Genomic DNA, 11,459 nt, shown 5'->3' with positions numbered 1-11,459 from the left:
ATATTAATGCAGATAAACATTGACCTCTTTGGTTAGTGCAGCTGAGCTGAGCACCAGTTTATACTTGCCGGCTTCCAGCTCCTGGCCTAGCGCCACTTGCTCCAGATCTACTCCTTTGCTCTCGCTGTTCCAGAGAGTTGTTACTTCTGTTCCATTGTCCTGCAGTAGCTTTAAAGTATAAGCTCCTGCCTCTTTGGTGGCTACATCAATCAGGTAATTATCTTGGTCAGGGTGGCGCAGCAAGTCTACTTGCCCTGTTCTGATATCGGGTGTTACCAGCGGGAATCCAGTTTCGTAAACCGGCTTCCGGAAGCCCAGCTTTGCCAGCCCCACCTGCACCTCAGGCAAATCAGTGAAAAGGCCCCATAGCAAACCGCTGCGGTAGTTTTCGATCATCACCACAATTGGGCCTTGGTCTATGGCCAAATGGTCTGATGCTGTCCAGTTTCGAGGTTTATTAAGGGCATCTTTTAAACCGTAGTTGCCCACCATTCTGCTGCGGAGGCCTTTGTACATGTTGCGCAGCACCTGCATGCTATAGTATGGCGTGTAAGGAAAAGAACCTAATGCTGCCGTAGGTGCCACGGTGCCGTTGTCGTTGGTAGGCGAGTGGGCATCGTAGCCGTCTGGATCATCGGAAGCGGTGAGGCCCCAAAAGCTCTCGGTGTAGCCATAGTTTTGCGGCGCAATGCTGAGGCTGTAAGAGCGGTTTGCCATCGTATGGTTCAGGTTGTGCTGCCAGTAATTGGTATAGTTATCCTCCAGTTGCCGTGGGTCGAGGCTCAGGAAGGAGTAATGCGCAAAAAACAGCGGTCCGCCGTAAGCAGGACCCATTTTTAAAGTATAGCCAACATAGTTCTGAGCAGCCCCGAAATTAGCGCTAACCCAGGTGTTCTGGTAAACATCGGCATCGATAGGGTGCGTGGGAGAAGAAGCGGCTAACACATACGTAATCAGGGCTTCGTTCCAACCTTGTATGGGCATGTTCATTTCCCAGCCATAGTTTGGGCTCCAGTGCCAGTAAAGTTTGCCGTCGCCGCGTGAGGCGTACCAGTCCCACTCCACTGTTTCCCAAAGCTGGGTGATTTTTTGCCTTAGTTCGGCCTCTGCTCCGGCGCCATTAAAGTAGGCGCGTGCCGTCAGTAGGCCGTTCATCAGGAAAGAGGTTTCTACCAGGTCTCCTCCGTTGTCTTTGGTGCTGAAAGGAATGGTCGCGCCCGTGTTGCCATGCAGCCAATGCGGCCAAACGCCATGAAAACGATCGGCACGGGCCAGAAAATCGGTGAGTTTGTTTAGTCGTTCTACAGCTTCTGCTCTGGTTACCCAGCCACGGTGCACGCCTACTATAACGGCCTGCACACCAAATCCTGTTCCGCCTGAGGTAACCACATCGCCGGAACTGCTGCGCTCCCGCGCCATGCCGCTGGCAGGGTGGGCAAAATCCCAGAAGTACCGGAAGGTGCTCTCCTGCACTTCGTCGAGCAGGGCTTTGTCCTGGGCAGCGGTAATAACAGGCGGTGCGACAGGGTCAGTTGGGTCTGGCGCAGGCTGTTCTTCTTCTGTATCGCTATTGCAGGACAGCAGCGAACATAGCAGTAGCAGGCAACAGTACCAAAGCTGTTTTTTTATCATCCTTTAGGGTAAGGGTGGTGTTAGTTTCGAGAAATGAAAGTATGGAGCCATACCATGCGGCGGCTCCATACTTTATAAATTAAGAATTAATAGCCGGGGTTCTGTGTCAGAACGCCACCGCTAAGGTCAATCTGAGTCTGTGGTATAGGGTATACCTCGTTCACTCCTTCTGTAAACTGCTTGCCCAGTGCCTGAAGTACCTGAGCAGCTCTTCCCTGGCGCACCAGGTCAAAGAAGCGGTCTCCTTCCAGTGCCAGCTCAACACGGCGCTCCTGCCAAATTAGGTTACGAAGCTCATCCTGCGATGCCGTCTCTATCGGGTCCAGACCAGCTCTTTCGCGCACCTGGTTCAGAGCGTCCAGCGCATCCTGAGTCATGCCCAGTTCGTTAGCAGCCTCTGCATGCATCAGCAATACTTCGGCGTAACGTAGAATACGCATGTTCTGGTCTTTTGCATAGCCACAGTCGCGGGTAACGAAGCTCGGCACATAAGCCTTCTGGTTGTAGCGTGGGTTCGGAGCATTTGGGTTGATGACGTCACCTTCAGGAGTTGTCTCGCCTCTAAACAGAATAGTCGCATCCAGGCGCTCATCGCCTTCTTCATAAGCATTTACCAGGTCTTCTGACGGAGTTGCAAATCCCCAGCCGAATTGCCCTCTTACACCCTGCACCTCAGCCCACTGCAGGTTAGATGCGCCGCAGTTTCCTGGCACGGTAAGCGCCTGTACCTCAAAAACAGACTCCATGTTGTTCTCACCGGAGAGGCGGAAAACATCATAATAGTTCGGGGTAAGCGCATACCCTAAGCCCATTACCTGGTTGGTAAGGTTTAGCACTTCCTGCCAGTTGCGCTGGTACAGCTGCACTTTTGCCAGCATAGACAAGGCAGCGCCACGGGTTGCACGGCCAACGTTTAGCGCATCATAACTTACAGGCAGCACTGCCGCCGCATCTGTCAGGTCAGTTATAATCTGCTGGTACACCTGCTCTTTCGGTGTACGCACAGGGTTTAGTTCCTCCGGCTCAACAGGTGGGCGCGTCAGTAGCGGCACATCGCCAAAAGCACGCACCAGGTTAAAGTAGTGGTAGGCTCTCAAAAATTTAGCTTCAGCAATCAGGCGTTCCTGCAACTGCTGCCCCATAGTTATGTTAGGGATGTTAGTGATTGCCTGGTTTGTCAGGTTAATTCCCTGGTACTGCCCCGCCCAATAGTCCGCAAGTATAAATTGCGTTGGAGTAAAGGTAAAGTTGTCAAAATCGTTCATAAAACTGGCATCGCCCGGATCGCTGCCTTTGTCGGCGTTGTCTGATGCAATGTTTGTAAGCGCCAGGTTGGCGAACGTAGCAACTTTCCATTCCCTGAGATTACCGTAAATAGCGTTTACAGACTGTATGGCGTGCTCCGGTGTCACAAAGAAGTCCTCTGCTCTTGGCTGGCCCTGCGGGTCTACCTCCAGAAACTCCTCTTTACAAGCGGCTAATCCGCTTAAAGCCAGCGTACATCCAAGTATAATCGCTCTGCTTCTAAATTTTCTTATCATTGATTCCATTTTCTCTTTCCTACTGATTTAGAAATTCACGTTAACACCAAAGTTATATGTAGCTGATAACGGATACACGTTCAGGTCTATACCAGCGCTTGTTGGCGCACCACCCACTTCCGGCGTAAAACCAGTGTAACTGAACCAGGTAACAGGATTTTGCGCGTTTGCATAAAAGCGTACACTCTGCATTTTAAGCCCAGTGATAAACTCATTCTGAAGCGTGTAGCCTACCTGCACATTTCGGATTCTGATGTAGCTGCCGTCTTCCACATACCAGCTGTTAGGGTTCAGGTTAGAGCCGCTTATATCTGCAGAAGGGTAGCTGTTAGAGGTGCCTGGGCCAAACCAACGGTTATCAAAGAAGTCCTTCGTAAAGTTCTCGTTTCCGACTCTGATGCCTTTGTTCGCATTGTAAACATCTACATCGCCTACACCTTGTATATCAAGCAGGAAATCGAAGTTCTTATAGTTTAAAGTCGTGTTGATGCCGTAGTATACGCCAGGGTTCGGGTTACCCAGCAGCACTTTATCCTTTGTATCTATAACACCGTCGTTGTTAATATCGCGGTAACGGAAATCGCCAGGAGCGATGCCGCCTACGTTAGCCTGTGCCGAGTTGGCTATCTCCTGCTCATTCTGGAAAATACCTTCCACCTCAAAGCCATAATATGAGCCAATAGGGTCTCCTACACGGGTGATAGTGGCTAAATTACCGCCGATCGGCAAGGCCCCACCAAGCTGCTCTGAGCTCTGCACGGCCAAATCAGTTACTTCGTTTTTGTTAAAAGACACGTTGGCACCAAAGCTATAACTGAAATCCGGACTGATATCATCTCTCCAGTTTGCAACCAGCTCCAGGCCTGTATTTTTGAAATCAGCAAAGTTTCCTGTGATAGTTGGACTAGCATAGCCAGGAGCAGAACCTACAGTAACTATAAAAATGGCATCTTTGGTTTTCTTTGAGTACCAGTCAGCCTCAAACCTTAAGCGATTCTGCAAAAACTCGATCTCTGCACCAACATTCAGCTCATCCACAATTTCCCAAAGCAGGGTGTTTGGCACTGCTGTTACAATGCTACCGCCAACGTAAGGCAGCGGCGGGTTGCCGAAAATTGCGGTATAACGAGGGTCTATAGTAGCAGTAAGATCTGCAATGCCAGTAGGCACACCGGCATTACCTAACCTGCCGTAGCTGGCACGCAGTTTCAGGAAGTCCACCACGCTCTGATCTGCCAGAAACGCTTCGTCAGAAACCACCCAGCCTAAGCCGATGGAAGGGAAGTTGTCCCAGCGGCTGTCTTTAGGAAATTTAGAAGAACCGTCGCGGCGCAATGTAGCAGTAAGCAGGTAACGGTCTCTGAAGCTGTAGTTTATTCTACCAAAGTATGAGTTATACTTCTCTATGTTAGCGGAATTTGTAATTCCGAAAGTTTCCGGATCACCGAGGTTCAGGTAGAGCGTAGCATCAGAGTCGAAAGGCACATCGTTAGCAGAGCCCTGCAAGGTTTCTCTTCGTTCTTCCTGAGCTGAGGTACCAAGCAAAGCGGTAACCTCATGCTCCCCAAAAGTTTTGGAGTAGGTAAATGTGTTCTCCCAAAGCCACTGGTTTACTTTGTTTCTGGATTTTGTAAGGAGGCTTCTGTCAGCAAACTGCACCGTGGTTAGTGAATCCTGAGCTTGGTAGTTTCTGAACTCATTTATACCATATTCCAAGCCTAAGCTAGTACGGAAAGTCAGCCCTTCCATCAGTTCAAGCTCCCCAAATGCATTACCAACTAATCTCTGGCCATTAGACACCTGGTTAAATCGATCTAAAGTGGCACGGGGGTTAGCAAAGTTACCTAAACCAATATCAGCAGGGTCGCCGTAGTTGCCGTTAGCCTTAAACACCGGAAGTATAGGAGGGGCAATGAAGGACTGATAAACTACGCTGCCTGGTATGTCATTTGACTCATAATCGTAGAATATAGCATTGTAGCCTACTTTAATGCGTTCGCTAAGCTGCGCATCAGTCTGCAGCCTGGCGGTAATACGCTCATAGTCGTTTCCATCAACAATACCTTCCTCGTTTAGGTAGCCGCCACTAAAGCTATAGGTTACTTTCTCAGACCCACCTGATAGGCTTACCTGGTGGTTGTGAATAGTCGCAGTCCGGAGAATTTCGTCATACCAGTCCGTTGTTGGCTGGTTAGGGTCCACTCTTTCAGTGCCCAGTTTCTCATTTATCAGCGTAGCGTATTCGCTAGCATTAGCCAGTTCCAGCTCGTTAGTGGCTCTTTTAACGCCTACAAATCCATTGTAGTTAATGCGTGGCACGCCGGCCTTACCACGCTTGGTGGTAACCAAAACCACACCGTTCGCCGCACGAACACCATATATAGAGGCACTGGAGGCGTCTTTCAGCACTTCCATCGACTCAATATCGTTCGGGTTGAGGAAAGTAAGGTCATTTACAATGGTACCGTCCACCACATACAGCGGCTCTACTTTGCCGAGCACTGAGCCGGCACCGCGAATACGCACTGAAGGGGAAGAACCTGGCTGACCAGAGTTCGTAATCTGAACACCTGCTACTTTACCCTGCAGGGAACTTACTGGGTTCTGGGAAGCCTGCTTGTTAAGCTCCTCCCCTTTTACTGAACTGATCGAACCGGTTACATCGCGCTTCTCCTGCACACCATAACCTGTTACCACCACTTCCTGCAGTGTTTCAGTATCTGTTTGTAGCTGCGCATTTATACTTGTGCGGTTGTTAACAGGTACTTGAGTGCTTTGGTAACCGAGGTAGTTAAAGGTAAGCGTACCGTCTGCCGGGGCATTGATAGTATAATTACCAGCGGCATCGGTTTGTGTGCCGGTGCTTGTACCCTGCACCACAACGCCCGCTCCAATCAGGGGCTGTCCGGTGGAGGCATCGGTTACTTTACCCTGCACAGAAATTGTATTCTGGGCAAACGACAAGTGAACCGTCAGCAGGCACATGACGAGTAGTAAAATTTTTCTCTTCATACGTTGTATCGTAAGGTTAAATTTTGATTAGGTTGATGATATAAAATTCTGGAAAATCTCTTCGGCACCCAAAAAATCTACCCCTACAACACCTCATCATAGCAAAAATAGTGAGTGCTTACCTTGTTGTTTGTAGATAGAAAAGGTTGTGGTGAGTGCATACTCCTGTATACGTTGAGCAGTTGTTATAGATGAAGAAGAGAAACAAAAAAAGCCGCCTGAAGCACATTTCAGGCGGCATGAGAGGCAATGATGTAGTAATGATGAGGTGTTAAATCTCCATCACGAACTCCACTAAGTTTTTGTCCGGGTCCATATTCAGCTTTTTGCGGAGGCGGTAGCGGCGCAACTCCACCCCACGCACCGTAATATTCAGCAGCGAGGCAATTTCTTTGCTCGACATGTTCATGCGCAGGTAAGCACAGAGCTTCATATCGTTCGGGGTTAGCTCTGGAAAGCCTTCCTTCAGCTTCTTAAAGTAGTTGGCATTGGTCTCATCAAAGCTCTTTTCAAACAATTCCCAATCGGTCTGCGAGCTCATGCCATCCAGTATGATTTTTTGTATTTTCTTAAGCTGCCTCTCCGGCAATTTATTACCGTCTGCATCCTGAAGCTTGTTTACCTCATGGCTGATATTCTGCAGCATTTCATTCTTGTTTACGATGTTCAGGGCAGTGCTTGCCAGCTCCCGGCTCTTGTTAGAGAGTTCGGTTTTGAGCTGCTCATTGCGGAGTTTCACCAGCTTCTGCTCATGCAGCATAGCCTCTTTCCGCAGTTGCTCCTCCTTCTCCTGCTCCAGTTGCCGCTGAATGCGCTGCTGGTCGCGTTGCAGCTTTTTAAAGTATAGTTTACGGCCCACCCAAAGTATAAGGGCGGCTAACAGCGCATAACCTGCATAAGCCCACCAGGTGGCGTACCACGGCGGTAACACCACAAATTGATATACTGTAGCCTCTGTTACAGCCTCTCCGTTAATGCGGGCGCGCACTTTAAAGCTATACTCGCCCTGCCCCAGATTGGTAAACTCTTTCTGATCTGCACTGCTCCACGAAGACCATTTATCAGCGAATCCCTCCAACAGGTACTGATACTCTACCTGCGCCTGCTTAAAGTATGGCAAAGCGTAGGATAGCCTCAGGCTGTTTTGGCGGTAAGGCAGTTCCAGCAGTTGCGCAGGCTGGCCAGTTTCGCTTAGCAGCCGCTGCTTCTCTGTCGTGTTCTCGACTTTACGGATTAGCACCGCTGGCACCTCTGTATGTTGCTGGGGCAGGGCGTTTGTGTTGTAAATCACAAAGCCATCATCTATACTTATCAGGAAAATGGAATTGCTTATTTTGCTGATGCTTTCGTAATTCTGCACCATACGCCCATCTAGAATACTAAACTGGCTGGTATTGATGTGCGGCTGCTGCGGGTTTGCCAGGTCTACCAGAGCCACTTTACCGTTTTTTATGAACCAATACTTGTCGTTGGAGGCGGGCAGAATTCTATTGGCTTTGGATAGCGCCCCAACCCTCTTGTTTAGCTCCTGGTAAGGGTCAAATTTATCGGTGAGTTCGTTGTACAGGTAAAACCCGTCGCCGGTAGAAAAAAGAAGCCGGTTGAAGAGCCTGGAGATGCTTACTTTATAGTTGCCGGCTAAGCCGTTGCTCTTGTCAAGGCTACTGGTTTCAGTTACCTGCCGCAGGTCGGGGCTCAGCGATAGCCTAAAAAGCCCTTTATAAGCATGGCTTACCCAAATGTTTCCAGTGTTATCCTGCTCTACGTTTTTGCTGGGTTCTCCAAAGCCACTTACCTTGTGCGAGAATGCCCAATGTCCGCTCTTATCCTTTCGGTAAATGGCTAAGCCAGTATAAGTGCCTTGGATAAGGGTAGTTGGGTCTGAAGACAGTTTCTTTATTGTCCAGCCTCCTTTTATATCTGATATCTTTACAAGCTCATCTCCTTCTACCCGAAACGTGCCTTCGTTATGGCCGCACAGCAGCTCTCCGTCTAATTTGGCTAACTCCCACACTTGCCCCTGTGAGTTTTCAATCATGCGGAAATTTAGGTTTTGAGCCGCGTTTGGGTTGCCGGGAGCCCAGTTGCTATAGTATAAACCCTGGTTGGTGCCAAGGTAAATCTTGCTCCCGTGGATGGTACTGCTGTAAACCGTCCCGAAATTCCCGACCTTATCAAAGTAAAAGTATAGGGGCGAGTTCACCTCTATTCTGTCTACGCCGTTATCCAGCCCTACCCACAGGTTCTTCGCCTTGTCGGCATACAGGTTAAGCACCGTGTTGTTCTGCAGGCCGTTGCTTTTGTTCAGGCTATGCACCAGATTGCCGCTTTCATCCAGCACTACCACGCCATTTAGAATGGTGCCATAAGCATAGTAACGGCCGTTTATGCGGGTGCCGTTGTTTAGCTGGTAGGTCTTGAGGAAGTCATTCGCATCGTTTTTCCAGGGTATAAAATCTTTGCCGTCGTACAGAAAAAGCCCGTTTTTGGCTGTACCCACAAGAAAGTGGCCTTCTGAAAACGGCAGAACGCTTAACACCCCGGAATTACCCAGCTTTTCGCTGTTAGGTAAAAAGTGCAGACTATCCTCTTTCAGCTCATAAAGCCCCTCAGAAATAACCTCTGCAAAATACTGGTTATTAGCTTTCAGCAGAAAAAGGTAAGGCTGCTTGGCTTTTATAACAGTTATTTTACCGTTTTGGTAGCTAAAAATGCTGGAGAAAGATTGAAAGTATACTTTGTCCCCGTCTACATAGATTTTCCAGATTTCGTCTTTCGGCTGATGCTCCTGCGGCACCAGGTCTACCAGCGAGGTATAGCGAAATCGCCCTTTCTGGTCATGGCTCCAGTAGCCCATTTCGCCAAAGCCGCCGGCGTATACCCGTCCTTTGTCGTCTGCCGCCACCGCACGCACAATCAGTTTGTTGGGCATCTGGTAGAGCTGCCAATTATTTCCGTCAAAGGCCAGCAGCCCGGTAGAGTTACCGTAGTACATTACGCCGTCTGCGCCACGTGTTACAGACCAGTTTTGGTTACCAGCTTTGTATATTTGTTTTGTATAATTCTGAATGTATGGAAAACCCAGGTTACTGGCAGCATTGGCTTTGGCCCCAAAAACCAGCAGCAACAAAACCAGCGTAGAAATGAACCAATATTGTCCCTCTTTCTTACTAAAAGATAACATACGAGCTTCTTTTGGGGTTATTTTGCTCCAATATGCTAAAATTTAGACACATATCCATAATATAATTCTGCGAAGGAGCAGTACATCAGCACCTGAAACTATAACAATAAAATCCAACTTATATGTATTATTATATTCTAAACAATCCGCTTGAGCTTATAATACTAACAGCAGAATTTGCACTGATGGCTAGAGCTAAGTTCCGCAAAAACCGCTGCTCTTTGTCAGGTATCGCCACAACCTGCGTATAAACCTGATTGATATACCTTGAAAACTATGAAAGACAACAGACTAGCAGGCAAAGTGGCCGTGGTAACAGGCGCAAGTTCTGGGATTGGGCAAGGCATTGCCGTTGCGATGGGGCGTGCAGGCGCAAGTGTGGTGATCAACTACCACTCTGATGAAGATGGCGCCCGTACCACGCAGCAGCAAATAGAGCAGGGAGGCAGCCAGGCTATTATTATGCAGGCAGATGTAGGAAAACAGGAAGAAGCACAGCAGCTAATAGACGCAGCCATAAAACACTTCGGCAGGCTGGATATACTGGTAAACAACGCTGGTGTGCAGCAAGACAAAGATTTTCTGGAGATGACACTGGAAGATTGGGAGAAAGTGATGAGTACCAACCTAACCGGCCATTTTCTGTGCGCACAGGCAGCTGCCCGTGAGTTTGTGAAACGCCAGGTGCAGCCACAGGAAAGAACTTCCGCCGGAAACATCATCTTTATAAGCTCTGTGCACGACATTATACCTTGGGCAGGCCGGGCCAACTATACCGCTGCCAAAGGCGGTTTGCAGATGCTGATGAAAACGCTGGCGCAGGAGCTGGCAAAGTATAAAATCCGGGTAAACGCCATCTCGCCGGGCGCCATCAAAACAGACATAAACCGCCAGGAGTGGGAAACGGAGGAAGGCAAACAGAAAATGCTCTCCCAGATACCCTATGGCCGTATCGGTGAGCCAGAAGACATTGCCAAAGTGGCCGTTTGGCTGGCAACCGACGAAGCAGACTATATTACCGGCACCACCTTATACGTAGACGGCGGCATGACACTTTACCCTTCTTTTGGGTAGCGTGGCGTAGTTTAGCGGAAACAAAGTATAAAATACGCGAGTGACTTTGTAATTTGGCAATCTCCTTTGTGAGCGAATTATAAAGTCACTTACTCCGCTACTTTTATACTTGCTACATATGCAGCAGCTTTCCCCTAACTGGGTCATACTATTGCCGATTATTGGAGGTGTCGCCGTTTCTACTCAGGCAGCCATAAACGGGCAACTGCGCGAGCAGGTAAACAGCCCGCTGGTGGCGGCATTTGTGTCGTTTTTTGTAGGCACTGTTTTGCTGGGTATGCTGATTCTGCTTACGCGGCAGCAAGTTCCTTCGTTAAATCAGTTTGTGGGTATTGCGCCGCATAAATACCTGGGTGGTTTTCTGGGTGCATTCTTTGTGACGAGCATCATACTTGCGGTGCAGCGGCTGAGCATAGCCAACATGTTTGCACTGGTTATTACCGGCCAGCTAGTAATTGCCCTGCTCTACGATCATTTTGGTTTATTGGGCGTTCGCCAAAACCCGATTACCCTTGCCAGATTAGCCGGCGTTGCTTTTCTTATACTTGGCGCTTACCTGATCAACAAAAAATAAGCCCGCTCACAGGCATCTGTAAAAGCAGGCTTATATATGTAATTTATACTTTAAGGGTGATAATACCGCGTATTATTCGGCCTGATAAGGATCCAAAGCAGCAGCCCTATCGGCCAGGCTAAAAATGCTACTACAATGGCTACTATCCAGCCGGGCTTCCCGCGCTTCTCCGCGTCTTTGTAGGCCCACACGATACTCCATAAATACACTACAAACAGGACAAGCCCGAAAAGGATACCAAATATTCCGAACCCTAAAAAGAAATCTTCCATAGCTTTATCACGTTAAGTTCTGTTCAACATCAACTACCATATTACTTTAAAATAAACGGGCTATACTATCGTTTGTTGATTTTAAAGCACATCTGTAGGCCTGTACCTCAAACAGTTATAGCAATAAACTCTATTAAATAAGCAGGAAAATGTACTGCGCATGAACCTAC

The 11,459-nt window shown here is 48.6% G+C and carries 7 protein-coding genes; 2 read left to right on the top strand and 5 right to left on the bottom strand.

All coding sequences use genetic code 11. The features are described from left to right. Positions 1-3: 3 nt before the first annotated feature. From Q1B04_RS08985 to Q1B04_RS08970, 4 genes are all read right to left on the bottom strand, one after another. Positions 4-1,632, bottom strand: coding sequence for a glucoamylase family protein (locus tag Q1B04_RS08985; RefSeq protein WP_299758294.1), 1,629 nt, complete (start codon positions 1,630-1,632; stop codon positions 4-6). A gap of 86 nt (positions 1,633-1,718) precedes the next feature. After that, a complete protein-coding gene (locus Q1B04_RS08980) occupies positions 1,719-3,173 on the bottom strand; it encodes a RagB/SusD family nutrient uptake outer membrane protein (protein WP_299758292.1) in 1,455 nt (484 codons plus the stop codon). 27 nt (positions 3,174-3,200) lie between these two features. Continuing rightward, on the bottom strand, positions 3,201-6,185 hold the full coding sequence (locus Q1B04_RS08975; protein WP_299758289.1) for a TonB-dependent receptor: 2,985 nt from the start codon (positions 6,183-6,185) through the stop codon (positions 3,201-3,203). Positions 6,186-6,456: 271 nt separating this feature from the next. Further along, entirely contained in the window at positions 6,457-9,369 is a 2,913-nt protein-coding gene (locus Q1B04_RS08970) for a triple tyrosine motif-containing protein (RefSeq protein WP_299758287.1), read from the bottom strand. Between the two features lie 276 nt (positions 9,370-9,645). Here Q1B04_RS08970 and Q1B04_RS08965 point away from each other — a divergent pair, with 276 nt between their 5' ends. Both Q1B04_RS08965 and Q1B04_RS08960 read left to right on the top strand, forming a co-directional pair. Further along, positions 9,646-10,443: an SDR family oxidoreductase gene (locus Q1B04_RS08965; RefSeq protein WP_299758284.1), complete on the top strand. Its 798-nt coding sequence runs from the start codon at positions 9,646-9,648 to the stop codon at positions 10,441-10,443. A gap of 118 nt (positions 10,444-10,561) precedes the next feature. Further along, complete coding sequence (locus Q1B04_RS08960; protein ID WP_299758281.1) at positions 10,562-11,017, top strand: DMT family transporter; 456 nt, start codon at positions 10,562-10,564, stop codon at positions 11,015-11,017. A 50-nt stretch (positions 11,018-11,067) separates the two neighbouring features. Here Q1B04_RS08960 and Q1B04_RS08955 read toward each other — a convergent pair whose 3' ends face one another. Further along, a complete protein-coding gene (locus tag Q1B04_RS08955) occupies positions 11,068-11,289 on the bottom strand; it encodes a hypothetical protein (RefSeq protein WP_299758278.1) in 222 nt (73 codons plus the stop codon). Between the last annotated feature and the right edge of the window lie 170 nt (positions 11,290-11,459).

This window comes from uncultured Pontibacter sp. (genome assembly GCF_947495565.1).
GTDB lineage: Bacteria > Bacteroidota > Bacteroidia > Cytophagales > Hymenobacteraceae > Pontibacter.
Note: the sequence above shows the minus strand (reverse complement) of the source record. Positions and strands in the feature narration are given on the sequence as shown.